Raw genomic sequence first — 1,180 nt, 5'->3', positions numbered from 1 at the left:
CTCAGAGTCCGCCGCGGGTGATGAGTTGGGTGGCGATGACGTTGCGTTGGATTTCGTTGGTGCCTTCGCCGACGATCATCAGGGGGGCGTCGCGGAAGTAGCGTTCGACGTCGTATTCGGTGGAGTAGCCGTAGCCGCCGTGGATGCGGACGGCGTTGAGGGCGATGTCCATGGCGGTTTCGGAGGCGAACAGTTTGGCCATGCCGGCTTCCATGTCGGCGCGCTGGCCGCTGTCGTAGCGGTCGGCGGCGTGCAGGGTCAGTTGGCGGGCGGCGCAGAGTTTGGTGGCCATGTCGGCCAGGTAGTGGCCGATGGCCTGGTGTTTCCAGATGGGTTGGCCGAAGCTGTGGCGGTCCTGGGCGTAGGTCAGGGCGTCGTCGAGGGCGGCGGTGGCCACGCCCAGGGCGCGGGCGGCGACCTGGATGCGTCCGGTTTCGAGGCCCTTCATCATCTGGGTGAACCCGTGGCCGGGCACCTCGCCGAGGATCGCCGAGGCCGCGATCCGGTAGTCGTCGAAGGACAGTTCGCAGCTTTCGACGCCCTTGTAGCCCAGTTTGGGCAGATCCCGCGAGACGTGCAGGCCGGGTCCGTGTTCGACGAGGACCACCGAGATGCCGCGGTGTTTGGGGGTCGCGGCGGGGTCGGTCTTGCACAACAGGGCGATCAGCCCGGATCGGCGTGCGTTGGAGATCCAGGTTTTGGATCCGTTGATGACCAGTTCGTCGGGATTCTCGGGGGCGACCAGCGCGGTGGTGCGCATGTTCTGCAGGTCCGAACCGCCCCCGGGTTCGGTCAGGGCCATGGTGGCGCGCAGCGCTCCGGTGGCCATCGCCGGCAGGTACTGGCGCCGCTGGGCCTCGGTGCCGAACAGGGCGATGAGCTTGGCCACCACGGTGTGGCCGCCCATCGCCCCGGCCAGGCTCATCCACCCCCGGGCCAGCTCCTGGGTGACCAGCACATAACAGGCCGTGGATACCGGAGTGCCGCCGTAGTGCTCGGGCACGGCCAACCCGTAGATCCCGATCTGCTTCATCTGCTCGATCCACGCCTCGGGGTACTGGTTGGCATGCTCGAGCTCACGCACACTCGGGCGGACCTCCCGATCGACAAACAAGCGCACGGTCTCGACCAGCAGGGTCTCTTCCTCGCTGAGCTCACACGACATACCCCGCACCCTACC

The 1,180-nt window shown here is 67.2% G+C and carries 1 protein-coding gene; it reads right to left on the bottom strand.

All coding sequences use genetic code 11. The annotated features are described in order from the left end of the window. Position 1: 1 nt before the first annotated feature. The gene (locus CSR00_RS29845; RefSeq protein WP_099025947.1) at positions 2–1,165 is read right to left on the bottom strand and encodes an acyl-CoA dehydrogenase family protein; all 1,164 of its coding nucleotides are present in this window, start codon (positions 1,163–1,165) and stop codon (positions 2–4) included. Between the last annotated feature and the right edge of the window lie 15 nt (positions 1,166–1,180).

Source organism: Mycolicibacterium palauense (assembly GCF_002592005.1).
Classification (GTDB): domain Bacteria; phylum Actinomycetota; class Actinomycetes; order Mycobacteriales; family Mycobacteriaceae; genus Mycobacterium; species Mycobacterium palauense.
Note: the sequence above shows the minus strand (reverse complement) of the source record. Positions and strands in the feature narration are given on the sequence as shown.